The 22,100-nt window shown below is 65.2% G+C and carries 24 protein-coding genes; 14 read left to right on the top strand and 10 right to left on the bottom strand.

The window, feature by feature from the left end; genetic code table 11:
* The 3 genes from ACFO0G_RS19210 to ACFO0G_RS19200 form a co-directional block, all read left to right on the top strand.
* A partial coding sequence (locus tag ACFO0G_RS19210; protein WP_376979595.1) for an enolase C-terminal domain-like protein occupies positions 1 to 236 on the top strand: 236 nt, incomplete at its 5' end.
* A gap of 100 nt (positions 237 to 336) precedes the next feature.
* On the top strand, positions 337 to 1,161 hold the full coding sequence (locus ACFO0G_RS19205; protein WP_376979593.1) for a class I SAM-dependent methyltransferase: 825 nt from the start codon (positions 337 to 339) through the stop codon (positions 1,159 to 1,161).
* 1,252 nt (positions 1,162 to 2,413) lie between these two features.
* Complete coding sequence (locus ACFO0G_RS19200; RefSeq protein ID WP_376979591.1) at positions 2,414 to 2,917, top strand: hypothetical protein; 504 nt, start codon at positions 2,414 to 2,416, stop codon at positions 2,915 to 2,917.
* Positions 2,918 to 3,286: 369 nt separating this feature from the next.
* Here the strand turns inward: ACFO0G_RS19200 and ACFO0G_RS19195 are convergent, their stop codons facing one another.
* From ACFO0G_RS19195 to ACFO0G_RS19175, 5 genes are all read right to left on the bottom strand, one after another.
* Positions 3,287 to 3,472, bottom strand: a complete 186-nt coding sequence (locus ACFO0G_RS19195; protein WP_376979589.1) for a hypothetical protein — start codon at positions 3,470 to 3,472, stop codon at positions 3,287 to 3,289.
* A gap of 261 nt (positions 3,473 to 3,733) precedes the next feature.
* Positions 3,734 to 4,102, bottom strand: a complete 369-nt coding sequence (locus ACFO0G_RS19190) for a hypothetical protein (RefSeq protein ID WP_376979587.1) — start codon at positions 4,100 to 4,102, stop codon at positions 3,734 to 3,736.
* A 16-nt stretch (positions 4,103 to 4,118) separates the two neighbouring features.
* Positions 4,119 to 4,358, bottom strand: coding sequence for a hypothetical protein (locus ACFO0G_RS19185; protein WP_376979585.1), 240 nt, complete (start codon positions 4,356 to 4,358; stop codon positions 4,119 to 4,121).
* A gap of 158 nt (positions 4,359 to 4,516) precedes the next feature.
* On the bottom strand, positions 4,517 to 4,723 hold the full coding sequence (locus tag ACFO0G_RS19180) for a hypothetical protein (RefSeq protein ID WP_376979583.1): 207 nt from the start codon (positions 4,721 to 4,723) through the stop codon (positions 4,517 to 4,519).
* Positions 4,724 to 5,120: 397 nt separating this feature from the next.
* Positions 5,121 to 5,588: a MarR family winged helix-turn-helix transcriptional regulator gene (locus ACFO0G_RS19175; RefSeq protein WP_286404729.1), complete on the bottom strand. Its 468-nt coding sequence runs from the start codon at positions 5,586 to 5,588 to the stop codon at positions 5,121 to 5,123.
* Positions 5,589 to 5,718: 130 nt separating this feature from the next.
* Here ACFO0G_RS19175 and ACFO0G_RS19170 point away from each other — a divergent pair, with 130 nt between their 5' ends.
* The 9 genes from ACFO0G_RS19170 (at position 5,719) to ACFO0G_RS19130 (ending at position 16,488) form a co-directional block, all read left to right on the top strand.
* Positions 5,719 to 6,660: an SDR family NAD(P)-dependent oxidoreductase gene (locus tag ACFO0G_RS19170; protein ID WP_286401106.1), complete on the top strand. Its 942-nt coding sequence runs from the start codon at positions 5,719 to 5,721 to the stop codon at positions 6,658 to 6,660.
* A 2-nt stretch (positions 6,661 to 6,662) separates the two neighbouring features.
* Positions 6,663 to 7,553, top strand: coding sequence for an amidohydrolase family protein (locus tag ACFO0G_RS19165; RefSeq protein WP_286401108.1), 891 nt, complete (start codon positions 6,663 to 6,665; stop codon positions 7,551 to 7,553).
* Between the two features lies 1 nt (position 7,554).
* The gene (locus ACFO0G_RS19160; protein ID WP_376979580.1) at positions 7,555 to 8,784 is read left to right on the top strand and encodes an acyl-CoA dehydrogenase family protein; all 1,230 of its coding nucleotides are present in this window, start codon (positions 7,555 to 7,557) and stop codon (positions 8,782 to 8,784) included.
* Positions 8,785 to 8,838: 54 nt separating this feature from the next.
* Entirely contained in the window at positions 8,839 to 9,294 is a 456-nt protein-coding gene (locus ACFO0G_RS19155; protein ID WP_376979578.1) for a MaoC family dehydratase, read from the top strand.
* A gap of 106 nt (positions 9,295 to 9,400) precedes the next feature.
* On the top strand, positions 9,401 to 10,726 hold the full coding sequence (locus ACFO0G_RS19150; protein WP_376979576.1) for an MFS transporter: 1,326 nt from the start codon (positions 9,401 to 9,403) through the stop codon (positions 10,724 to 10,726).
* Positions 10,727 to 10,733: 7 nt separating this feature from the next.
* Positions 10,734 to 12,296, top strand: coding sequence for an o-succinylbenzoate--CoA ligase (gene menE / locus ACFO0G_RS19145; protein ID WP_286401115.1), 1,563 nt, complete (start codon positions 10,734 to 10,736; stop codon positions 12,294 to 12,296).
* A 102-nt stretch (positions 12,297 to 12,398) separates the two neighbouring features.
* The gene (locus ACFO0G_RS19140) at positions 12,399 to 13,421 is read left to right on the top strand and encodes a bile acid:sodium symporter family protein (RefSeq protein WP_286401117.1); all 1,023 of its coding nucleotides are present in this window, start codon (positions 12,399 to 12,401) and stop codon (positions 13,419 to 13,421) included.
* A gap of 122 nt (positions 13,422 to 13,543) precedes the next feature.
* Entirely contained in the window at positions 13,544 to 16,009 is a 2,466-nt protein-coding gene (locus tag ACFO0G_RS19135; protein ID WP_376979573.1) for a molybdopterin oxidoreductase family protein, read from the top strand.
* A complete protein-coding gene (locus tag ACFO0G_RS19130) occupies positions 16,006 to 16,488 on the top strand; it encodes a hypothetical protein (protein WP_142131448.1) in 483 nt (160 codons plus the stop codon). The genes ACFO0G_RS19135 and ACFO0G_RS19130 overlap by 4 nt, the downstream gene beginning before the upstream one ends.
* 86 nt (positions 16,489 to 16,574) lie before the next feature.
* On the opposite strand, the gene ACFO0G_RS19125 is transcribed toward ACFO0G_RS19130, so the two are convergent.
* Genes ACFO0G_RS19125 through ACFO0G_RS19115 form a run of 3 tightly spaced genes read right to left on the bottom strand, consistent with a single transcriptional unit; the run spans position 16,575 to position 19,394 of the window.
* Complete coding sequence (locus ACFO0G_RS19125) at positions 16,575 to 16,874, bottom strand: DUF4193 domain-containing protein (protein ID WP_286401123.1); 300 nt, start codon at positions 16,872 to 16,874, stop codon at positions 16,575 to 16,577.
* The gene (locus ACFO0G_RS19120) at positions 16,864 to 18,879 is read right to left on the bottom strand and encodes a glycoside hydrolase family 15 protein (RefSeq protein WP_376979570.1); all 2,016 of its coding nucleotides are present in this window, start codon (positions 18,877 to 18,879) and stop codon (positions 16,864 to 16,866) included. The genes ACFO0G_RS19125 and ACFO0G_RS19120 overlap by 11 nt, the downstream gene beginning before the upstream one ends.
* The gene (locus ACFO0G_RS19115; RefSeq protein ID WP_376979568.1) at positions 18,876 to 19,394 is read right to left on the bottom strand and encodes a hypothetical protein; all 519 of its coding nucleotides are present in this window, start codon (positions 19,392 to 19,394) and stop codon (positions 18,876 to 18,878) included. Before ACFO0G_RS19115 ends, ACFO0G_RS19120 begins: the two co-directional genes overlap by 4 nt.
* 163 nt (positions 19,395 to 19,557) lie before the next feature.
* Between ACFO0G_RS19115 and ACFO0G_RS19110 the strand changes: the two genes are divergently transcribed.
* Together ACFO0G_RS19110 and ACFO0G_RS19105 are read left to right on the top strand one after the other, a co-directional pair.
* Positions 19,558 to 20,166, top strand: coding sequence for a TetR/AcrR family transcriptional regulator (locus ACFO0G_RS19110; RefSeq protein WP_376979566.1), 609 nt, complete (start codon positions 19,558 to 19,560; stop codon positions 20,164 to 20,166).
* A 2-nt stretch (positions 20,167 to 20,168) separates the two neighbouring features.
* Positions 20,169 to 21,227: a DMT family transporter gene (locus tag ACFO0G_RS19105; protein WP_376979564.1), complete on the top strand. Its 1,059-nt coding sequence runs from the start codon at positions 20,169 to 20,171 to the stop codon at positions 21,225 to 21,227.
* Here the strand turns inward: ACFO0G_RS19105 and ACFO0G_RS19100 are convergent.
* Complete coding sequence (locus ACFO0G_RS19100) at positions 21,114 to 21,410, bottom strand: DUF3040 domain-containing protein (RefSeq protein WP_376979562.1); 297 nt, start codon at positions 21,408 to 21,410, stop codon at positions 21,114 to 21,116. The genes ACFO0G_RS19105 and ACFO0G_RS19100 overlap by 114 nt on opposite strands.
* A gap of 93 nt (positions 21,411 to 21,503) precedes the next feature.
* Complete coding sequence (locus ACFO0G_RS19095) at positions 21,504 to 22,028, bottom strand: DUF488 domain-containing protein (protein WP_376979560.1); 525 nt, start codon at positions 22,026 to 22,028, stop codon at positions 21,504 to 21,506.
* Positions 22,029 to 22,100 lie beyond the last annotated feature (72 nt).

Raw genomic sequence — 22,100 nt, 5'->3', positions numbered from 1 at the left:
AGCTGCATGTGGGGTTGGCGATCCATAACTACGGGATCCAGGAGTACATGCAGCACTCGGTGAAGACCAACGAGGTCTTCGAGCAGTCCATGACGTTCGTGGACGGGTACCTGCACCCGGGCGACAACCCCGGGATCGGCGTCGAATTCAACGAAGAAGCCGCCGCGGCCTACCCGTACAAGCAGGCCTACCTGCCCTACAACCGCCTCGTCGACGGCACCGTCCACGACTGGTGAGCGCGGCCACGACTGGTAACAGAAGCCACTGACCGGCAAGCAAGCCGCCACCGGCGGGGCTCCCGTTGACCTTGGGGCCGCCCGGTGTGAGGATGGCGCCATGAATGAGGTTTCGGCCTTCTACACCGGCCCCGGGCGACTTTTGGCGGCCATCAGTTCTGCTTTGGACATGGCCGGTGTGGGCCGCGCAGGGCTGCGGCCGGCCGATCTCGCTGCCGTTGACGAGTTCCACATCCGTGGTCGCAGGGCCACGCTGGAAATCATCGAAGCGCTCGACCTTACTGCTGATTCCCATGTGCTCGACCTGGGCAGCGGATTGGGCGGCCCCGCACGGACGCTCGCCGAGGTGACAGGGTGCACGGTGACGGGGGTCGACCTCACACCTGAGTTCTGCCAGGTAGCGACGGCGCTCTCGGAGTGGACAGGCTTGTCCCGCCGCACCCGCTTCCACGTCGGGGACGCTACGGCCACCGGCCTTCCGGACGAGTCAGTGGATGCCGTGATGACCGTCCATGTGGCGATGAACATCCCGGACAAGCACGGGCTGTATGCGGAAGCCTTCCGGGTCCTGCGGCCGGGCGGCAGATTTGTGGTTTACGACGTGCTGCAGGGTGAAGGCGGCGAGGTGCACTACCCGGTGCCGTGGGCCGCGGACACCTCGACCAGCTTTCCCGCAACCCTGGCGGACATGCGCCAACTCCTTCCGTCGGCCGGTTTCGACGTCCTCTCGGAGGTCGACTCTTCGGACGAAAGCCTTTCCTGGTTCCAGCACATGCGTGCCAAAATCCAGCGGGAGGGGCCTCCGCCGGTGACTTTCGCGACCTTCCTTGGCGACAGCTTCGCGCAGATGACGGCCAACCAGGTGGCCAACCTCGCCGAGCGTCGCATCCGGACCGTCATGTTCGTGTGCTCGCGGCCGTCCTGATCATCCTTTCGAAAATGGCTGTTTACGCTTCTCGGAAAGCTGTCTAGGCTCTGCGTATGACGGACCGGCGGCAATCTCACGGGGCAGGCTCGTGGCCATGGTCCGAATGGTGGCCCTGGGCAATCGCTCTTTTGCTGGTGTCCGCTATTGCTGCTTTTGCACTCAGCATCGCGAGTCATGGCTGCAGTGCCACCGCTGACGACGGTACAAGCTTCTGCCGGGACTTCTACCTCGTTCCTCTCAATATCCGCCCAGTCTTCATGGCTGTCGTATCGCTACTGGCCGTCTACTTCGTGTATCGAATTATCCGGTCAGTCCAACATTCGAAGAACCGGAACTGACATCCTGGCGTCAGCTGAAGGTCCTATAAGCAGGACGAATTAGAGGACTAATTGCGCGGGGCACAGATTTGAATCTTGTCTCGGTCAAACTTGCAACGGGGGAGCGGGATGATAAGGAAAATTGATGAGTTTCCATGGAACCGAGCCTGGCCCTGGATATTCTTTATGATGCCAATCGTGGTTTTCACGGGATTGTTGTGGATGCCGATAGGAAGTTGCTCCGTCTACACCGATGACTATCAGGGGGACAGCTCCTGTTATGTCGGACCGCCGGCCGGTTACTTTGCGACAGGGCTAATAACGGCGGCTTCCGTCCTGCTGGTCGCAGGTTTCGCATCCTGCCTCGTTAGAGCCCTTTACGGAGGGCGGCGGGGACAGAGAGAAAGCCATTAGCGTCTGCTCCCACGCAATAAGGCCCAGTGCGCTCTGAATCAGGACCAGCGTCCTTTATCGTTTTGCCTATTTAGCCTGCACAGTTCCCTTTGTGGAGGAAATGAGCAGTAGAGAGTTAGTCTCACTCCATGAAGCGTCGGTGGGCACTCCTCGTTGTGGTCGGCAGCGTGGTCGCAGGGTGACGATCGTAGCTGCCATTGGCGGTTTGTCTCGGGACACGAGGCAGTAGAAACGGAATCCGCCGGTGAACACCCGTTTGTTATCGGATGCGACGGCCCCTTGAGATTCAGGCCGGTGCAGGTGACCCTTCAACTGCGGATCCGGACCCCCCGGAATTGAGGCGCATGGGTTATGAGACGCGCAGTGGGATGCACTGTCCCGCAAGAGGATCCCTTAGTGGGGCAGCCGTTACTTCAGGGAACATATGTCAGCCGCGCCCTAGACTCACGATCACGGGGTTGGAGTTCGCGGCAATCCCGGAGGTAATCAAACTCTCTTTGGCGCAGGGTGGTTAGGCTATGGAAAATGACATTTCGGGAGCCCTTGATTCTTTTCGGGCGTTCGAAGAGCCGAGACACGGAGTGGGAACGAACCCCTTCAAGTTGGGTTGCTCTCTCGCAGACCCCGCCCCGCACGACGAGATCGAAAAGACGTGGAGAGGTGATGTGCCGACCGAATTGCATTGGTTGTGGCTGACAAGCCGGACTGTGCGCCTTTTTGAGGACGTGGAGTACGGACAGTGGGGCCTAGTCCTCCTGTCACCCGAGCAAGCGGCGGCTCGGACAATCGAGTTTTACGATACTTACCCGGATGACGCCGTCCGAGGTGACATCGTGATAGGAGAGTTCCTCGGTGATCTGGAACTTCTGGTGCTGTCCGGTGATGGGGAGGGAGTGCTCGTAGCTCTCCCTCTCGACCCTAGGGCCCACTGGTATCGAGTTGCTCCGTCTCTAACGGAGGCCCTGACCAAATACCGCACGGCGCTCGGGAGCAAGTACTGGGAAGACGTCGCCTCCGCTTGAGTCAAGCTGCCCCAGACCCTCCGTTCGGGTGCCCGCCGTGTGTTCGCGTGGTGCGTGACTCGTAGTCTTTCGACAAGGCCGCAAGTCGAAACCGGCTAGTTCTTGGCAAATATGACCGGCCGAGCCGTGCGCCCGATTTCTCTGTAGGACGCCGCCCTCAAGGTAGAGGACCGCCCGCAATTGGATGGTGGAACTTCTGACTTAACCCCCAATGTTCTCTAGGGGTAGCGTACGTAAGCCGATCTTTTACCGTGTGGCCCAGCGGTTCCTAGGAACAGATATTGAGGAAACCTGTGGCACCCGGACGAGCAAGGAAAGTGATGAGGTGGCCATTGTCATCCCGAAATACAGCTTTTGAGCCGGACACCGTCACAGTGCCCGCCTGATAAGGGTTTCCCCATCCCGGAGGGGATTGCCCTGGCCGTCGTCCAATGGGGTTTCGGCGAGGAAGAATGTGTCGTCGACGCGCAATTCCTTGATTCCACAGTGGGTATAGAGCATGGTTGGCATGCCGGAAGCAGTAGTGGGCGGCGATTTCGACGATGCTTCGGTCATCCGCGTGTCAGGACCTGCGCACGCAACCAGAGCGGCCAATAGCGTAACGGCCAATAGCGAGAGTCTGATTTTTCCGGCCATTCGACCGCACCCCAATCCCCGATCAGGCTCAAAGCGTATGCCGTGGGAAAGAGCACCACAACACCGGGGTTGGTCACTTTTTCCTCACGGTGCTGACGGTCTCCGGATTTTCAGGTCCAAGCCCTTTTTCCACGCCGCGCATGCACGGTCAGGGATCCTCCACCGCACGCCGTCGACGGTCTACCTGAGCATCGTGCGGAGAACCATCAACAACACACCGGCGACAAAGAGCAGCGCACAGAACAGCGTGCCCAGCAGTTCCATACCCCGCACCTGCTCGGCTGTGTCCCTAACGGGAAGGACTTTGAACTTCTCCGTAATCAGGTACACCTGATATGCCGCTATCCGCTTACGGAAGACAAACCAAACAGCGGCCACCAGCACGAAAACTACGCCTTCACCCATTCGCTGCCCCCAAGATGATTTAGCAGGTTGACCCGAGCCCGGAACCTGATTGTCCCATTGGTCCCAGTCAGTGTTGCCGACTCCGTGTTCCAGGAGATGTCCGCTTGCCGATCCCGTGGCGGACAGGGGCAGATCCAGCTCCATCGAGGGACCCCTCGCCCTAGCGATCGTAAGCGTCTGGGTTCGATGAACTGCGGTACTTGATGACGGCCAGACCGATGGTATTAGCGGCAGCGAAGCCAAGGGCCACCACGATTACAACGATGTTGAAGGTGATCCAGAATGGTGACGATACTTGGTTGAACAGTGCCACAACTCCTGGGACAACGCCGCCGATGACGCCTGCCACTGATGGAAACCAGGACTTCTTTCCCTGGCGGGTCTTCCTATCGTCGTTCATGGTCTGCCGAACCTCTTTCGCCATCCCGATCAGCCAGCCGTGGACTTGATCCTACGCCTCCATGAATTGCTGGATCCGGCTTGGCCTATCCGCCCGTAAGCCGGTCCCCTTGCGAACGTGGACACCAACCGCTTTCGGCCTCGATTATGAGGTTCCCATTAGGGTTCGTTTCGGAACTTACGCTCGGCGCTGATCCAGAACATGCCAGCGCCTACTAGTCCAAGCACTGAAACCAAAATGATCGGCATGGCGGCAAAAAAGATCCCGAGTACCAGGAAGATGACCAGGGGTAATGAGCCGGCAACGGCAAAAAACCTTGCGCGTTCCTTGTAGGTCCAGAGCTCTCCCTTTTTCGGAAAGAACATTTCGTTGTCACCTCAATTAGTGCGCTCGAGTCTGCTCAGTGCTGAGGCTACAGGCTGAAGAGTCGTGCGGGAAGGAATTGGGATGGCCGACATTGTCTCCCCTGTTCCCGAGCGGTACCAGCCTCCCACCGGAACACGCGCAGCATGACTTGGGGAAACCAAAGCATGCGCCCGTTACCCGGTCGTTTACCGTGCAGCCACGTACGGATTCTTGTATCGCAACCGCAACTGGCCCCCATGTACGTTTACCCCGCACGATGAGATGCACGGTGAAGGTGCCCTAACCGCAACACTCCAGATTGCCTCGAAACCCTTGGAGCGTGAGACGTCTTACAGGTCCCCGAACGGGTTCACGGAGTTGCCCAAGCTCGTGCAGCTAAACCCTAAAATCAGCTGCCTACTCCGCCGCGCCCCACAGTGCCTTGCGGAGCAGCCGCTTCAGTTCCAGCGACTCCTCCCCGGAGAGCACTGCCAGCTGGTTCAGTTCGGCTGCGTCCATGGCGGCGCGGGCCTTGCCGTGCATCCGCCGGCCCTCGGCGGTGGAGACGATGATCTTGGCGCGCCGGTCCTGCTTTCCCTGCGCCCGTTCCACCAGGCCGCGGTGCTCAAGGTCGTCCACCAGGTTGACCACCTGGCTGGGATCCAGGCTGAGGAAGTCCGCCAGTTCCCTTTGTGTCGGCTCGAGTCCGCTGCACGCCAGGGTCAGGATGGAAAAGGACCGCTCGCGCAGCCCAAAGTCGGCCAGGGCCTTGTTGTTCAGCACCGAGCCGGCAGCATGCAGCTTGGCCAGCAGCAGGCCCACATCACTGCCGATCCTGGCTGCCGCAAGGCGGGGGGTCTGAACTTCGGTGCCCAAGGTGGCCATCACAACTCCGGTGTAAAAAACAATCGTTGACTTTTTCAATGATCCGTAATTTCATTGATTTCAACAAGGATCTCACACCGCAGTGGGACCACCCCAACGGCTTCGGCCGGCGCATGCGAAGGAGCAGGCCATGAGCTTGAACGGCAAGGTTGCAATCGTCACCGGCAGCGGGCAGGGCCTCGGCCTCGCTTACGCAAGGGAACTGGCCCGCCAGGGTGCCGCCGTCGTCATCAATGACGTCAACGCCGACACCGCCGCGCAGGCCGTCGCGCAAATCGAAGCCGACGGCGGCCGCGCCACCGCAGTGGTGGTTCCGGTGGGCACCACCGATGCCGCCAAGGCACTGGTGGCCGGCGCCGTGGACGCGTTCGGCGGCCTGGACATCCTGGTCACCAACGCCGGGATCCTCCGCGACAAATCCCTCCTGAAGATGACGGACGAGGACTTCGACCTGGTGATCAACGTCCACCTCAAAGGCACCTTCACCTGCGTCCGCGAGGCCTACGCCTACTTCAAGGAAAACAACGTCCAGGGCCGCATCATCACCATCGGTTCACCCACCGGCCAGCGCGGCAACTTCGGCCAGACCAACTACGCCGCCGCCAAGGCCGGCATCGTGGGCATGGTCCGCACCTGGGCGCTGGAAATGAAGAAGGCCGGCGTGACGGTCAACAGCGTCATCCCCGTCGCCGCCACCGCCATGACCAAGACCGTGCCCTACTTCCAGAAAGCCGTGGAGGCAGACGAGCGCGGCGAAGCCATGCCGTCCTTCTTCCGCCACGACCTGGGCTTTGGAACGGCCGACGACGTCTCCGGACTGGTTGCCTACCTCGCCTCAGACGAGGCAGCCAACATCACCGGCCAGGCAATCGGCGCGGGTGGTGACCGGCTCCAGGTTTGGACCCACCCGGAGGCCGCCACCACCGAGTACCGCGAGGGCGGCTGGAGCTACGAGGCGCTGCAGGAAAACGCCGGGCACCTGTTTACCGCCGAAACCCTCCAAAGCTACGGCGAGGAATTCCTCCCGCTGCCGGAGGACCTGAAGCCCGCACAGCCCGCCGACGCCCGCTGACCATGGCCGACCGCTACGAACTGGGCATCGACCCCGCGAAACTCGATGCTATCGACATGCACGTCCACCTCGAGGTGGACAGCTGCGGCCATGGTTCCCTGCCGGAGGAACTGACCGAAGCCTCGGCCAAGTACTTCAAGGCCGAGGACCGCACCCCGTCCCTGGACCGGATCGCCGAGGTCTACCGCGAACTGAACATGGCCGCCGTCGTCTTCACCGTGGACGCACGCACCCAGCTCAAGCACGAGCCCAACAGCATCCCCGAGCTCATCGCCGGGGCCGCCCGGAACAACGACGTCCTGATTCCGTTCGGCAGCGTGGATCCGCGCACCGGCGAGGACGCCATCGCCGGCGCCAAGCACCAGGCCATCGAACTCGGCGCCCGCGGCTTCAAGTTCCACCCCTCCCTGCAGGGCTTCGACCCCTCCAACGAGCGCTTTTACCCGCTCTGGGAAACCCTCCAGGAACTCGGCCTGCCCGCCATCTTCCACACCGGCCAGAACGGCATGGGCGCGGGCCTTCCCGGCGGCTTCGGCATCAAGCTCGCCTACTCCAACCCCCTGCTGCTGGATGCCGTCGCCGCGGACTTCCCGGGCCTGCAGATCATCATGGCCCACCCGTCCGTGCCCTGGCAGGACGAGGCCAACTCCATCGCCACCCACAAGGCCAACGTCTTCATAGACCTCTCCGGCTGGTCGCCCAAGTACTTCCCGGAATCCCTGGTCAAGGCCTCCAACTCCTATCTCCAGGACAAAGTGCTGTTCGGCACCGACTTCCCGCTGATCACCCCGCAGAAGTGGCTCGGTGCGTTCGCGGATCTGCCACTGAAGGACGAGGTCCGGCCCAAGATCCTCAAGGACAACGCGGTCCGCCTCCTCGGGCTGGGGGCCTGAGATGGGCACGCTGACGACGGCGGAGGCCGCCCTGGGTGCCCGGCTCTACGAGGCAGCGGACTGGTATGACGCCGAGTCCCTCCTGACCGACGGCGAGCGCCGGGTGCTCGCACGGCTGCGGTCCTTCCTGGACGCGGAAGCCAAGCCTCTTCTGGCCGAGTACTGGGAACGCGGGGAGTTTCCCGAGCAGCTCGCGCGGCCGCTGATCGACCTGGACCTGATGGAACCTGCCGAACTCACTGGCGCCGCGGGTGCAGGACACGGCCCGGCCCGCGGTATCTACCAGGGCTTCCGAATCTTCGAGCTTGCCCGTACGGACGCGTCCCTGGCCACGTGGTACACCGCACAGGCCGGACTGTTCCGCACCGCCATCCGCGTGGGTGCCTCAGCGGAACAGCAGGCCGAATGGATGCCCAAGGTCATCGACTTCTCGCTCAAGGGCGTGTTCTCGCTGACCGAACCGGAATCCGGATCGGACATCGCCGGCGGACTCTCCACCACCGCCCGGCGGCAGCCCGACGGCAGCTGGATCCTTGACGGCGCCAAACGCTGGATCGGCGGCGCAGCCACCGCGGACGTCCTCGCAGTTTTCGCCCGGGACACCGCGGACGGGCAGGTCAAGGCCTTCCTCGTGGACCGCACAGCCGACGGCGTCACCCTGGAGAAGATCCAGGGCAAGGCCTCGCTGCGGATGATGCAGAACGCCCACATCACCCTTACCGGTGTCAGCGTCCCCGAGGCCATGCGCCTGCACAACGTCAACTCCTTCCGGGATGTGGCGGCAATGCTCCGGGCCATGCGCTCGGACGTCGCCTGGATCGCCACCGGCATCGCCGCCGGCGCCTTCGAGGCCGCGCTCGCCTACGTCAACGAACGCCGGCAGTTCGGACGGACCCTCGGTTCCTTCCAGTTGGTCCAGGAGAAACTGGCCCGAATGCTCGGCAACGTCACGGCCAGCCTCTCCCTGGTGGTCCGGCTCACGGAACAGCAGGCAAGAGGCATCTACCGCGACCAGGATTCTGCCCTGGCCAAGATGCAGACGTCCCTGTTCATGCGCGACACCGTAGCCCTGGCCCGCGAAGTGGTGGGCGGCAACGGCATCACCCTGGCAACCGACGTCGCGCGTTTCCATGCCGACGCCGAGGCCGTCTACTCCTACGAGGGCACCCACGAGATCAACGCCCTCATCATCGGCCGCGCCCTCACCGGCGAAAGTGCCTTCACCCGCTAGAGCCCTGCAACACCTGCACAGCACCACAACCACACACCAGCTCAGGAGGCAACGATGCCCAATCTCGTCGTCGATTTCGACACCCTGCTCACCCTGTCCGGCAAGGACCTCGGCACCACCGACTACCGCCAGATCACCCAGGACCAGATCAACCAGTTCGCGGACGCCACCGACGACCAGCAGTGGATCCACACCGACCCCGAACGCGCCAAGGACGGCCCGTTCGGCGCCCCCATCGCCCACGGCTTCCTCACGCTGTCCCTGATCATCCCGTTCTGGGGCGAGCTGTTCGACGTCGAAGGCGTCACCACCAAGGTGAACTACGGCCTGGACAAGGTCCGCTTCACCGCTCCCGTGAAGGTGGGCTCCAAGGTCCGCATGCAGGCCACCATCGCCGACGTCACCGAGGTCAAGGGGGGCGCCCAGATCAAGGTCAACGCCACCATCGAGATCGAAGGCCAGGAACGGCCGGCCGTAGTCGCCGAATTCCTCGCCCGCTTCTACAAGTAAGCCGCTCCTAGAAGGAACAACAGTTCCAACCCCAGGCGGCGCCCTCCGGCGCCGCCGCCTCAGGCAACCCCAAAAACCCCCAATTCCTCCGTCATTAGGAACAGCCATGTCCGGACACACCACGCTCGCACCCGCGGGCACGGCCGCCAAGCGCAAGGAAGCGCGCACGGTCATCCTGTCCAGCTATCTGGGCAGCACCATCGAGTTCTACGACTTCCTGCTCTACGCCACGGCCGCAGCAGTGGCCTTCCCCAAGGTATTCTTCGCCGGCACGGATGAATGGGTGGGCGTCGTCGCCGCCTACGCCACCTTTGCTGCCGGGTACGTGGCCAGGCCGCTGGGCGGGATCATCTTCGGCCACTTCGGCGACAAAGTGGGCCGCAAGGGGATGCTGATCATCTCCATGGCCATGATGGGCATCGCCTCCACCCTGATCGGCCTGATTCCGGGCGCCGGCGTGATCGGGCCGTGGGGTGCCGTCATCCTGGTGCTGCTGCGGGTCTGCCAGGGCATCGCCGTCGGCGGTGAATGGGGCGGCGCCGCACTCATGGCGCTGGAGCACTCGGACCCCAAGCGGCGTGGCTTCGCGGCGTCGTTCGTCAACGCCGGTGCCCCCACCGGCGCCGTGCTGGGCACCCTGGTGATGGGCGCCTTCTCGGCCCTGCCGCAGGACGCCTTCCTGGCCTGGGGCTGGCGCGTGCCGTTCCTGCTGTCCTTCGTGCTGCTGATCGTGGGCATGTTCGTCCGCCTCCGGGTTTCCGAAAGCCCCATCTTCGCCGAAGCCGTGGCCAAGGAAGAAGCGCAGGGCACCAAGCGCAAGATCCCGCTGCTGGACGTGCTCCGCCGGCCCAAGGCGCTGATCATGATCATATTCGCCGGGGCTGCCGGGTTCGGCCTCCAGGTGGTGCTGCCCACCTTCTCCGTGACCTACGCCGTCTCCAAGGGCGCACCGCAGCAGGGCGTGCTCTACGCGTTCGCCGGAGCCTCGGCCATCTCCATCGTCTTCGTCCTCCTGGGCGGCCGCCTGTCCGACCGGTTCGGCCGCCGTCCGGTGATGATCGCCGGGCTGGCCCTGTTCATCGCCTACCTCTTCCCGATGTTCGGGATGCTCGGCTCCGGCAATGTTGCCTTGGTGTTCGTTGCCTTCACCGTGGCGCTGATCCTGCACTCCTCCCTCTACGGGCCGCTGGCAGCGTTCGTGTCCGAACAGTTCGGCACCACTTCCCGCTACACCGGCGCCGCCGTGGGCTACCAGCTGGCCACCCTCATCGGCGCAGGCTTCACCCCCGGCATCATCGCAGGCCTCTACAAGGACTCCGGCCAGAACATCCTCCCTGTGGTGGTGTTCCTGTCCGTCATGGCGCTGGTCTCGATTGTCTTCATCGCCCTGACGCGCGAATCTAAGAACAACGACCTCACCACGGTCCGTTAGGAGAACCATGGACAACAACGGAGTTGGCTCCTGGCTGCAGCGCCGCCGCCGCAAGTCGGGCACCAAGACGGCCCTGCTGTCAGCAGCGGGAACCCTGAGCTACGAGGCGCTTGCCGAACGGACCGACCGCCTGGCCAACGCGCTCCGCGACAGGGGAGTGGCCAAGGGGGACCGGGTGGCGTACCTGGGGGAGAACCACCCCTCGTTCGTGGAAACGTTCTTCGCCTGTGGCCTCCTGGGCGCAATCTTCGTCCCGCTCAACACCCGGCTCGCCCCGCCGGAGCTGCAGTTCCAGCTCCAGGACGCCGGAGCCCGGCTCCTGGTCAACGCCCGCGCCCTGGAGGCCTCCGCCTCCGCTGCCCTGGAAGGAACGGCGGTGACCCACCGCCTGGTCGTAGCGGCCGACGGCGGGACGGAACCTTCCGGCGCCACGTCACCGGCCGCCGTCGGACACTCCGTCACGGTGGAACAGTATGGGGAGGCGCTGCAGGGGGCAGCTGCCGAACCCATCGACGTGGCCGTGGGCCATGACGACGGAGCCATGATCCTGTACACCTCCGGAACCACGGGCAAACCCAAGGGCGCCCTGCTGACGCACGGGAACATCACGTGGAACTGCATCAACACCATCGTGGACATGGACATCAACCGCAACGACGTGGCATTGATGATCTCGCCGCTGTTCCACGTGGCGTCCCTGGACATGGGGCTGCTGCCGATGCTCCTTAAGGGTGCCACCGTGGTCCTCGAGGCCAAGTTCGATCCCGCCAGGGTCCTGGACCTGATCCAGAAGCAAAAGGTGACCACCCTCAACGGGGTGCCCACCACGTTCCAGCTGCTTTGCGAAGATCCGGGCTGGGCCGCGGCCGACCTGAGCTCCCTGGACAAGCTGACCTGCGGCGGTTCGGCGATTCCGCGCCGGGTCCTGGACGCTTACGAGGACCGTGGCATCGGTTTCACCAGCTGCTACGGCATGACCGAAACGGCCCCCGGCGTCACCATGCTCCCCGTGGACCGGTCGCGGGAAAAGGCGGGTTCGGCAGGCCTGCCGCACTTCTTCACCGACCTAAGGATCGCCGATCCCATGGGCGGCGCGGTGGTCCCGGGCGAGGTGGGCGAGATCCAGATCTCCGGACCCAACGTGATCAAGGAGTACTGGAACCGGCCGGAGGCCACAGCCGCCAGCTACGCGGACGGTTCCTGGTTCCGCTCGGGCGACATGGGCTACCGGGACCAGGAAGGCTTCCTGTTCGTCTCGGACCGGCTCAAGGACATGATCATTTCCGGAGGGGAGAACATCTACCCGGCGGAGGTGGAAGCGGTCATCTCCGAGCACGGCGCCGTGGGAAGCGTGGCGGTCATCGGCGTTCCGGATGACAAATGGGGCGAGGTCCCGCAGGCGATTGTGACGCTGCGCGAGGGGGAATCGCTGACCGCGGAGCAGCTGCGCAGCTTCCTCGACGGCAGGCTTGCCCGCTACAAGATCCCCAAGTCGATGGTGGTGGTGGCGGACATGCCCCGCACGGCCAGCGGCAAGATCCGGAAGATGGAGCTCCGGAAGCAGCTCTGACTGCTGAGATCCCTGCAGTTCAGGCCCCGTATGGTTCCGCCGTTGTTACCGTTCACGGTCATCAATTGGCGGAACCATACCAGCCGGTGCCACCATGATTGGATGCTTGAGGCAACTAAACCCCAGAATTCGGACGGAACACCCGTCAACCCTGCGCTCGAAGCGGAAAGCAAGATCGCCCGCATCGCCGTGACGGTGTTCCCCATCCTGGTGGTGGCTGCAGGCATCATCGGCTTCCTGCTCCCCGGCGTCTTCAAACCCATCGCGCCCAGCGTGCCGTACCTGCTGGGCATCATCATGTTCTGCATGGGCCTGACCCTCACGCCGCCCGACTTCGCCGCCGTTGCCAAGCGGCCGTGGGCCGTGGCCCTGGGGATCGTGGCGCACTACATCATCATGCCCGGCGCCGGCTGGCTGATTGCCGGGGCCCTCAACCTTGAGCCGGAGCTGGCCGTCGGGGTCATCCTGGTGGGCTGCGCGCCTTCCGGGACCGCTTCCAACGTGATGGCCTTCCTGGCCAAGGGCGATGTTGCGCTCTCCGTGGCGGTTGCCTCCGTCTCCACCCTGATCGCCCCGATCGTCACCCCGCTGCTGGTCCTGTTCCTGGCCGGTTCCTACCTCCAGATCGACGCCGCCGGCATGGTGGGGGACATCGTCAAGACCGTGTTGCTGCCGGTCATCGCCGGCCTCCTTGCCCGGCTGTTCCTCAAGAAGCTCGTTGCGAAGGTGCTGCCGGCACTGCCGTGGGCGTCCGCCGTCGTAATCTCCCTGATCGTGGCCATCGTGGTGGCCGGCAGCGCCAGCAAGATCATCAGCGCCGGGGCCATCGTGTTCCTCGCCGTGGTGCTGCACAACGGCTTCGGGCTGGGCCTGGGCTACCTGGCCGGCAAGCTGGGCCGCCTCGACGACAAGGCCCGCCGCGCCCTCGCCTTCGAGGTGGGCATGCAGAACTCAGGCCTTGCCGCGACCCTGGCCACCGCCCACTTCACCCCGTTGGCCGCGCTCCCGTCCGCCGTCTTCTCGCTGTGGCACAACGTCTCCGGCGCCATCGTGGCCGCCTGGCTGGCCCGGCGTCCGTTGCAGGACAAGCCGGCCTACGCGCCGTCGCCTTCCAAGCAGGCCTGACCAGCACCCTCTCTCTCCGGCGGCACAAAAAACCCCTGTTACCAGCCGCCCGTCCTGGGTACAGGAACCGGTAGGGACGTCGTTTCGACGCTGCCCGCCGGTTCCGGACAGGAGATGGACAGATGACTCGGATTGACCGAATAGCTGAACCATGGGGGACAAGGACGCCGTACGGCAGCGGCGGTGAATGGCCGGTCAGGGTGGACACCCACCTGGCCGAGGGGGTGGCTGCGGAGGACGTGGACCGGTGGGTCCAGACGGCGTCTCTCCTCCACTCAAACGGTGACGCCATGGATATCGCCGTTATGGACAACAGGATCGTCGGGGTGCGGGGACGGGCCGTGGACCGCGTCAACCACGGCCGGCTGGGCCCCAAGGACCTGTACGGGTGGCAGGCCAACGCCTCCCCGGACCGGCTCACCAAGCCCCTCATCCGCGAGCGCGGCAAACTGGTGGAGACGGACTGGGACACGGCCATGCAGCGCATCGTGGACAGATCCAAGGCGCTGCTGGCCGAACAGGGACCCAGCGCACTCGGCTTCTACACCACCGGCCAGCTCTTTTCCGAGGAGTACTACACCCTGGGTGCGCTTACGCATGGCGGGATCGGCACCAACCACGTGGACGGCAACACCAGGCTCTGCACAGCTACCGCCGGTGAAGCGCTGAAGGAGTCATTCGGCTGCGACGGCCAGCCCGGCTCCTACACGGACGTTGACCACGCCGACGTGATCGCCCTCTACGGGCACAACGTCGCGGAGACCCAGACCGTCCTCTGGACCCGGATGCTGGACCGGCTGGCCGGGCCCAACCCACCCAAAATCATCTGCGTGGACCCGCGCATGACGCCCGTGGCCAAGGCCGCCACGCTGCACCTGGCCCCACGGCCCGGCACCAACGTGGCGCTGATGAACGGCATCCTGCACGAGATCATCTCCAACGGCTGGGTGGACCAGGAGTACATCCAGGCGCACACGGTGGGGTTCTCCGAGCTCGAAAAAGAGGTCAAGAACTACCCGCCGGCCCTGGTGGCGGAAATCTGCGGTGTCCCGGCGGAGCAGATCACCGAGGCGGCCAGCATCATCGGCCACGCCGAGCGGCTGCTGTCCACGGTGCTGCAGGGCTTCTACCAGTCCAACCAGGCCACGGCCGCCGCCGTCCAGGTCAACAACGTCAACATCATCCGCGGCATGCTGGGCAAGCCCGGGTGCGGCATCCTGCAGATGAACGGCCAGCCCACGGCGGAGAACACCCGCGAATGCGGGGCCGACGGCGACCTTGCCGCCTTCCGGAACTGGTCAAACGACGCCCACATCAAGGACCTCGCACGCGTCTGGAACGTCGACCCCATGTCCATCCCGCACTACTCCCCGCCCACGCACGTCATGCAGATGATGCGGTACGCGGAGGACGGCTCCATCCGAATGCTGTGGGTCAGCGGCACCAACCCGGCGGTCTCGCTGCCCGAGCTGGCACGCATCCGCGGCATCCTGGAACAGGACCGCCTGTTCCTGGTGGTGCAGGACATCTTCCTGTCCGAGACAGCCCAGCTGGCCGACGTCGTCCTTCCCGCCGCCACCTGGGGCGAAAAGACCGGCACGTTCACCAACGTGGACCGCACCGTGCATCTCTCCGAGAAAGCCGTCGAGCCGCCAGGCGAGGCCAGGCCGGACCTGGAGATCTTCATCGACTACGCCCACCGCATGGGCCTGCAGGACAAGGACGGGCAGCCGCTGATCAAGTGGCACGACCCCGAATCGGCCTTTGAGGCCTGGAAGGAATGCACCCGCGGCAGGCCCTGCGACTACACCGGCATCACCTACGCCAAGCTGCGCGGCGGCTCGGGCATCCAGTGGCCGTGCAACGAGGAGAACCCGGACGGCACGGAGCGGATCTACGCCGACGGGAAGTTCTGGGCGCACCCGGAATACTGCGAAACCTACGGCCGCGACCTCATCACCGGTGCGCCCGTGGACCCGTCCGAGTACAAGGCCCTCAACCCTGAGGGCAAAGCCATCATCAAGGCCGCCGAGTACATGCCGCCGCACGAGCTGCCCAGCCAGGACTTTCCGCTCCAGCTCATCACCGGCCGCACGCTCTACCAGTTCCACACCCGCACCAAGACGGGCCGGGCGCCCGAGCTGAACGCGGCGGCACCGGATGTTTGGGTTGAGTTGTCCGCGGACGACGCCGGCGCGTACGGAATAGCCGAAGGTGACCTTGCGGAGGTGGCGACGCCCCGCGGGTCCGTCCGTGCCAAGGTGCGGATCAGCGGCATCAGGAGCGGGGTGCTGTTCCTGCCCTTCCATTACGGCTACTGGGACACCGACGGCGGCCATCAGCCGGACGGGGCAGGGCGGGCCGCGAACGAACTGACCATCACGGACTGGGACGCTGCGTCCAAGCAGCCCATTTTCAAGACGGCGGCGGCGCGCATCACCAGGGTTTCGGCCGGCGATGGTCCGTCGTTGGCGCCCACCACCACAGCCTCGGCTCCGGTGGGCGGCTTCCCTGAAGCGGCCGCGACGAAGGGCATTCCGTCTGCGATGGCCGATGAGGCTCCGGAGATGGCAGGAGGCGCACGATGAAATTCGGGCTGGTACTTGAGGAAATGCACCGCTCCGAGAACGACCTGGCGCACCACCTGCTGACCATATCGGAGCGGCACAAGGTGGACCACGAGATCTACCACCTGGCCCGGGACCTGGCGCGCTGGTCCCAGCAGCACGTGCGGGACATCGCGGCCATGGGCAAGAACTACGGCCTGGACCTTGATCCGGAACCGCGCGGCGAGATGGGACTGATGGAAACCATCCGCGAGAAGGGCAGCGAAATGGTGGGCCGGCGACCCGAAACCGGCATGCTGCTGCTGCGTGATTTGCGCGAGCTCTACCTGAAGGCCTGCGGGGTATCGGCGGACTGGGAACTGCTGGCCCAGGCGGCCCAAGGGAAGAAGGACAAGGACCTCCTCGCCTTGGCCGAGAAGTGCCACCCCCAGACCATCCGCCAGATGAAGTGGGCCAACGGCAAGCTGAAGGAATCCGCCACGCAGGTCCTGGTCAGCTAGGGGAAACGGTTCAGCTGGCGTTCCCGCCGGCCACGAGTAGGGAGTCCAATAGTCGAAACCTAACCGTGGCCGGTCTTCGTCCCCGGCTAGCCCTCACATTCCTTGCAGTACTTCTTGCCGTCCTTCTCCCGCGCCAACTGGCTGCGGTGGTGGACCAGGAAGCAGGACATACAGGTGAATTCGTCTGCCTGCACCGGGACCACCTGGATGAGGAGTTCCTCGTTGGAGAGGTCTGCGCCGGGCAGCTCAAAACTGTCCGCGAGGTCCGTCTCGTCCAGGTCGGGAGAAGCTTCCCGGCGGCCGGACTTATCGGACTTCAGCTCCTCCAGGGCGACGTTCGGCTCTTCCTCGGGAGTCACCCGCGGAGCGTCGTAGTCAACTGACATGTGGTGTGTTCTCCTGTCCAGGATTTCCGTGCCCAGATTGTTCTGAACAGATCGACAACGCAGGACGCAGGCAACTAATTCCCGAGGCTGCGGCCGGATTTCCGGGAGGGTTTTCAAGCGCTTCCGACGGCGGGACGCCAGCCTGGCGCAGGGCCAGCGCGGCCTGGACCATTGCGGCATGGGTAAGGGCCTGGGGATAGTTGCCAAGGAAGGCGCCCGTGGCGGGGTCCAGCTCCTCGCTGAAGAGCCCCAGCGGGGAAGCCAGGTCCAGCAGCGCGCGGAATGTCTCTTCCGCTTCTTCCCTCCTGCCGGTCAGGGCCAGCGCCTGGACCAGCCAGAACGAACAGGGCAGGAAGGCGCCCTCGCCGCCCTCCAGTCCATCCTGCCCGGGCGGGTACCGGTAGAGGAGGGGACCGCCGGCACCCAGCTGGTCCCGGATCGCGTCAACGGTCCGGCGGACTGCTTCGCCGCGTGGCTCCTCCAGTCCAACCAGGGGAAGGACCAGCAGGGCAGCGTCCAGGTCCGCCGATCCATACGTGCGCGTGTAGATGCCCCGGACCGGATCGAATCCCCGGCCGCGGATTTCCGCCCCAAGCCGGTCGCGGGAGGACTCCCACCGGCGCCGCTGCCTGGTTGCCAGGCGATGGGTGGCACCAATGCGCAGGGCACGGTCCAGGGCGAGCCACGCCATGAGCTTGGAATGGACGTGGTGGGCAGCGTCATCGCGGATTTCCCAGATCCCGGCGTCCGGCGCAGGCCACGATTCGGCCACCAAGTCCGCGAACCCGCGCATGGCCCGCCATGTCTCCGAGTACAGCCGGTGGCCGCCCTGCACCAGCACCCAGGCAGCGTCCAGCACCCAGCCGTAACCGTCGAGCTGGTGCTGCCCGGCGGCACCGTTGCCGGTCCGCGCCGGTGTGCTGCCCAAATAGCCCGGCCAGCCCCGCAGTTCGCGCTCGCGGGGGACCGCACGTCCGGACAGCGTCAGCAGGGCCGGAAGCCGGGGCCGCTGCAGCCGGCTGGCGTGCAGCAGCCACCCGAAGAAGTTCAAGGCAACATCCGTCTTGCCGGCGTGCAGGAACGCTGCGACACCGATGCTTGCATCCCGCGGCCACGCGAACCGGTAGTCCCAGTTCCGGATTCCACCCGGATTTTCCGGCAGGGAGGTGGTGGGCGCCGCGACCGGAGCGCCCGACGGTGAATAGGTCAGGAGCCGCAGCGTCAGCAGGCTACGCAGCACCTGTTCGCGGAACGGGAGGCCTGCGTCCACCTCCTCTGCCCAGGATTCCCATTTCCGTTCGTCATCGAGCAGCAGTTGCCAGGCGGCTTCCGGGTCCACGTGGATCAAGGGCTCGCCGTACGCGACGGCCAGGACGAGCGTCACCGGGTGCCCGGGATGCACCACGAGTTCCTGTTCATCGCCTTCCGGGAGCGGGCAGCCTTCGCTGGAGCCCAGCGACACGGCCAACGGTCCCCATTCGCACACCAGGTCCCGGGCCCGCCTGCTGATTCGCGGGACGCGGTGCGTTTCGCCCAGCCGTGGAGCAAAGCGGACGACGGCGGCTACCGGGCTTTCGTGCGCTGTGAGCCGCCGGACCAGGAGCGTGGTGGGCAAGAGCGCGCCGGATACCTCAGCCACCATCGCTTCGGTCAACGTCAACACGCCTCCACCCGAGGACCAGGTGGTTTCCAGCGTCGCGGTATGCCCGCGGTAGCGGCGCTTCAGCAGGTGCGCTGGCCCGGCCGGTCCGGCAACGAACTGGCCTGCTTCCCAGCCGCCCAGCAGGGCGCCGAAAATTGGCTCGCCGTCGAAGGCCGGGGCACACATCCAGTCGATTGATCCCGCGGACGATACCAAGGCTGCCGTCCGGGTATCCCCGATCATCCCGTAATTGGCAATGGCGGAGGGCTGCCAGGGTGCGGCGGGGGAGGGGCCGACGGCGGCTTGCGGCTTTGGCTGCCCTGTTGCGGTGGTGCGGCGTTTCCGTTCAGATGCGATGCTCATAGCGCCCTCAGCAAAAGTCCCAGGACGGCCCCATACGCTACGTGCGCCACGATGGCCACGGCCGGCGTCTGGATGCCGTAGTTCAGACCGAGCAGTCCCGGCGGCTCGAGCACGGCGGTGGTGGAAAGGCCTGCCCGGGTGGAGGCCATCCTGGGGTGCACGCCCGGCAGCAGCGGAAGGATGACCGTCAGCACCACCGCTACGTGCAGCAGGCCCAGCAGTGCGCCAGTCCACCAGTCAGCCCTGCCCAGGAGGGCGAACGTTCCGGCGTAGCCGAGGGCAAACACCTGGCCCGCCGCAAGGTGGATAAAGAAGCCGGCTACACGGGCCCGGTCCGGATCGGGTGTTACCAGGGTGCCAAGCACCAGTGGCAGGTCCAGCCGTGTCAGGCCGGCCATCTGGGCGGCAATCATGATGATCGTCAGGACTGCGGTGGCCATGAGCCCGAAGAGTCCCCATCCCTGCCAGTCCATCTCATGCCGCGCAATCCAGCGGCAGTAGGGCCAGGGTTCCATTCGTGGAGTAGTTGGAATGCAGCATCGGAGCCTCGTTCTAAAACTGAATATCTTGAATTTAGAACTCACACCAACGCATGTCAAGGAGCCCAAGGTGATGCATCTCCGGTTCCGGGTCGTAGTAGGTAGACTGGTCTACCTACTACGAATACAAGGAGTACCCATGCCTGTTGCCCGTACGGCGGGGACCGCCTCGACTCAAGCCCGACCGCCCGCCAGGGAGCTGTTGCTGGAGGCGGCGGCCCGCCTCTTCTACGCAAACGGCGTCGCAGCCACCGGAATCGACACCATCACCGCCGAAGCGGGCGTTGCCAGGAAGAGCCTCTACAACAACTTCAGCTCAAAGGCCGAACTGGTGGCCGCTTATCTGGAAGCCCGGCATGAGGAATGGCTGGGGCTTTACCGCAAGCGGCTGGAGACGGCCAGCGCTCCCCGGGACAAGGTCCTGGCCGTGTTCGACGCGTACCTGGACCACGCCAACTTCGCGTACCAGCACGGGTTCCGGGGCTGCGGACTTCTCAATGCGGCGGCGGAGCTGCCTGCCGGGGATCCCGGCAGGGCCGCCGTGCGCCGCCACAAGGAGGAGGTGCAGGAACTCCTCGCGGAACATGTGGCCGGCCTGCTGCCCGCACAGGAGGAACGGACGCCGCAAATTGCCGCGCATCTGGCCTTCCTGCTCGAAGGAGCCATGGCCAGGGCAGGCCTGGAGGGAAACGACGCGCCCGTGCAGGAAGCGAAGACTATTGCCGGGCACCTGCTGGACGCCCTGTGACCATGAATCAGCCCCATCCCAAGGCCCAGCTCTGGGGAGCGCTGGCCGTGGTGGCGGCGTCGGTTCTCTGGGGCACCACGGGGACCGCCGCCACCTTCGCTCCCACTGTGAGCCCGCTGGCCATAGGCGCCGTGGCGATGGGTCTGGGCGGACTGCTGCAGGCTCTGTACGCCGCACGGCACATCAGGATCCAGTCCGGCAGCCTGCTTGAGCGGTGGCGCCTGGTTTCGCTGGGCGCCGTGGCGGTGGCCGTGTATCCGCTGGCCTTCTACAGCTCCATGCATCTGTCCGGAGTGGCCGTGGGCACCGTAGTCTCGATCGGATCGGCCCCGCTGGCGGCCGCCCTCATCGAACGCTTCGCGGACCGGAAACCGCTGAGCCGGCAATGGATTTTGGGGGCCCTCCTGGGAGTGGGCGGAGCCGCCTTGTTGTCGCTTTCCGGACACGAGCCGGCTGCCGCAGGCCCGGGCGCGGATCCATGGACCTCGACGGCGGGAATCCTCCTGGGCCTGCTGGCCGGCACCACGTATGCCTTGTACTCCTGGGCGGCGCACCGGCTGACCGGTCAAGGCCTCACCTCGAGGGCGGCAATGGGCGCCATCTTCGGGCTGGGTGGGCTCCTCCTGATGCCGGTCCTCGCGCTGACCGGCGGCCCGCTGCTGGAATCCTGGCGCAGCGTCGGCGTGGGCGCCTACATGGCCGCAGTCCCGATGTTCGCCGGGTATCTCCTGTTCGGTTGGGGGCTGGCGCGGGTCGGGGCGAGCACGGCCACCAGCATCTCCCTGCTCGAAACCGTGGTGGCTGCCGTCCTGGCGGTACTCGTGGTGGGCGAACGGCTTCCGGCACTTGGCTGGCTTGGCGCCGCCGTCGTCCTGGCCAGCCTGTTCATCCTCACCCCGAGGCCGAAAAAGCTCCGCCCGGCACCTGGGCGCGCTGCATCAAGCCTCTCAGCCGGTGGGCTGGCGTCCGGCGATGCGGGCCAGCACAGTGGGGCCCAGCAGCAGGCAGGCGCCCAGCCCCAACAGCAGAATCCCCAGCACCACCGCTCCGGGAGCCGGTAGCCCGGCCCCGGCAACGACAAGCACCACGCCGATCAAGACCGCCACGATTCCGGGGAGCAGGCCCGAAGGGAAACGGCGTGCGGGATAACCGGACAGCAGCTCCATGGCCAGATGGGGGTCATCCGCGATCAGTCCCAGTTCCAGTTCCTTGAGCAGGCGTCGCTCCTCATCGGACATCGGCATGGCGGGCCCCTGCTTCCCTGGGAGGCGGTATCGGTATCGACCGTAGGAGCGTTCTACCGGTTAGTCAATAGCGCCGGCGCCACTGTGGGGGCATCACCCGGCGAGGTCGTAGCGCAGTTCATGCCCCAGTACCCGCACGCCCTTGGTGGGAACGTGCGGGACCGCCTTGCCCGGCGGCATCAGGTGCTCGACGGGCTGGCCGGCCAGGAGGAGGCAATGGTCGGAGATGAGGCGGCGGTGGCAGCGCCACCAGACGGTTTCGCTGCACATGATCGCGGTCCGCGCCGACTGGGAGCCGGCGACGAGTTCTTCAGCAGCAGCCAGGAAGTCCCCGGTGCGCATGTAACCGGCATAGGCGCGGAACGACTCGTTGCGGAGGGCCGTATCCGGGGAGTCGGGGAGCAACTTCCGGAATCCACCCAGCCGTTTCTCCCACCGGTAACCTATGCCCGCGTCGGGCAGCCACTCCGCCATCAGGTCCTTGCCGAACTGCGGATACTTGCGGCTGCCGGGCCCAATCCGCACGTCCACCAGCGACGTTACCCCCGCATTCCTCAGCAGGGCGGTGAAGTCCGCCTGGGAGGAGGTGCCGTGACCTACCGTGAACAGCGTTTCCATCCCAGCCATCATAGGCAGGGCGGTGCTGTGGGCTCAGGGGAGGTACGACGGCGGCCCGCGGCCTCCCCGGTT

Source organism: Arthrobacter sedimenti (genome assembly GCF_042652025.1).
In the GTDB taxonomy this organism is placed as follows: domain Bacteria; phylum Actinomycetota; class Actinomycetes; order Actinomycetales; family Micrococcaceae; genus Arthrobacter; species Arthrobacter sedimenti.
This window is presented reverse-complemented; position numbering and strand designations above follow the sequence as displayed.

Excerpts from the sequence above, each read along its gene's own strand:
- menE (WP_286401115.1), top strand. The coding sequence starts at position 10,734 with ATGGACAACAACGGAGTTGGCTCCTGGCTGCAGCGCCGCCGCCGCAAG.
- ACFO0G_RS19130 (WP_142131448.1), top strand. The coding sequence starts at position 16,006 with ATGAAATTCGGGCTGGTACTTGAGGAAATGCACCGCTCCGAGAACGAC.
- ACFO0G_RS19165 (WP_286401108.1), top strand. The coding sequence starts at position 6,663 with ATGGCCGACCGCTACGAACTGGGCATCGACCCCGCGAAACTCGATGCT.
- ACFO0G_RS19205 (WP_376979593.1), top strand. The coding sequence starts at position 337 with ATGAATGAGGTTTCGGCCTTCTACACCGGCCCCGGGCGACTTTTGGCG.
- ACFO0G_RS19135 (WP_376979573.1), top strand. The coding sequence starts at position 13,544 with ATGACTCGGATTGACCGAATAGCTGAACCATGGGGGACAAGGACGCCG.
- ACFO0G_RS19115 (WP_376979568.1), bottom strand. The coding sequence starts at position 19,394 with ATGGAACCCTGGCCCTACTGCCGCTGGATTGCGCGGCATGAGATGGAC.
- ACFO0G_RS19110 (WP_376979566.1), top strand. The coding sequence starts at position 19,558 with ATGCCTGTTGCCCGTACGGCGGGGACCGCCTCGACTCAAGCCCGACCG.
- ACFO0G_RS19105 (WP_376979564.1), top strand. The coding sequence starts at position 20,169 with ATGAATCAGCCCCATCCCAAGGCCCAGCTCTGGGGAGCGCTGGCCGTG.
- ACFO0G_RS19155 (WP_376979578.1), top strand. The coding sequence starts at position 8,839 with ATGCCCAATCTCGTCGTCGATTTCGACACCCTGCTCACCCTGTCCGGC.
- ACFO0G_RS19195 (WP_376979589.1), bottom strand. The coding sequence starts at position 3,472 with ATGACCGAAGCATCGTCGAAATCGCCGCCCACTACTGCTTCCGGCATG.
- ACFO0G_RS19200 (WP_376979591.1), top strand. The coding sequence starts at position 2,414 with ATGGAAAATGACATTTCGGGAGCCCTTGATTCTTTTCGGGCGTTCGAA.
- ACFO0G_RS19140 (WP_286401117.1), top strand. The coding sequence starts at position 12,399 with ATGCTTGAGGCAACTAAACCCCAGAATTCGGACGGAACACCCGTCAAC.
- ACFO0G_RS19125 (WP_286401123.1), bottom strand. The coding sequence starts at position 16,874 with ATGTCAGTTGACTACGACGCTCCGCGGGTGACTCCCGAGGAAGAGCCG.
- ACFO0G_RS19150 (WP_376979576.1), top strand. The coding sequence starts at position 9,401 with ATGTCCGGACACACCACGCTCGCACCCGCGGGCACGGCCGCCAAGCGC.
- ACFO0G_RS19170 (WP_286401106.1), top strand. The coding sequence starts at position 5,719 with ATGAGCTTGAACGGCAAGGTTGCAATCGTCACCGGCAGCGGGCAGGGC.
- ACFO0G_RS19180 (WP_376979583.1), bottom strand. The coding sequence starts at position 4,723 with ATGTTCTTTCCGAAAAAGGGAGAGCTCTGGACCTACAAGGAACGCGCA.
- ACFO0G_RS19175 (WP_286404729.1), bottom strand. The coding sequence starts at position 5,588 with ATGGCCACCTTGGGCACCGAAGTTCAGACCCCCCGCCTTGCGGCAGCC.
- ACFO0G_RS19095 (WP_376979560.1), bottom strand. The coding sequence starts at position 22,028 with ATGGAAACGCTGTTCACGGTAGGTCACGGCACCTCCTCCCAGGCGGAC.
- ACFO0G_RS19120 (WP_376979570.1), bottom strand. The coding sequence starts at position 18,879 with ATGAGCATCGCATCTGAACGGAAACGCCGCACCACCGCAACAGGGCAG.
- ACFO0G_RS19190 (WP_376979587.1), bottom strand. The coding sequence starts at position 4,102 with ATGGAGCTGGATCTGCCCCTGTCCGCCACGGGATCGGCAAGCGGACAT.
- ACFO0G_RS19100 (WP_376979562.1), bottom strand. The coding sequence starts at position 21,410 with ATGCCGATGTCCGATGAGGAGCGACGCCTGCTCAAGGAACTGGAACTG.
- ACFO0G_RS19185 (WP_376979585.1), bottom strand. The coding sequence starts at position 4,358 with ATGAACGACGATAGGAAGACCCGCCAGGGAAAGAAGTCCTGGTTTCCA.
- ACFO0G_RS19160 (WP_376979580.1), top strand. The coding sequence starts at position 7,555 with ATGGGCACGCTGACGACGGCGGAGGCCGCCCTGGGTGCCCGGCTCTAC.